The following is a 276-nucleotide window of genomic DNA, read 5'->3' as shown; positions in this document are numbered from 1 at the left end:
GATTCACCAGTAGCGAGGGCTTGCTCTACAGCTTGGTGAAGTTTAGCAGCATCTTCTGGGTGATAAAGTTGCAAATTTTCGAGATAAGTTGGTTCTGCTTGTGCTGGATCTCGCCCAAAAAGGCGAAAAAGCTGCTTTGACCATTTAATCTGACCTGTAGCTACATCATAATTCCAATTACCAAGACGAGCGATTTTTTGTGATTCTTCTAGCCGAATTTCATGATTTTTCAAGTCTGTGACATCAACCACCAATCCATCCCAAGCCACCCTACCA

At 43.1% G+C, this 276-nt stretch carries 1 protein-coding gene; it reads right to left on the bottom strand.

The features are described 5' to 3' along the window. A partial coding sequence (locus ACM0OS_RS29080) for a PAS domain-containing protein (protein WP_414546635.1) occupies positions 1–276 on the bottom strand: 276 nt, incomplete at both ends.

Origin of the sequence: Nostoc sp. CCY0012 (genome assembly GCF_963920855.1) — a bacterium.
Taxonomy (GTDB): Bacteria; Cyanobacteriota; Cyanobacteriia; order Cyanobacteriales; family Nostocaceae; genus Cyanocohniella.
This window is presented reverse-complemented; position numbering and strand designations above follow the sequence as displayed.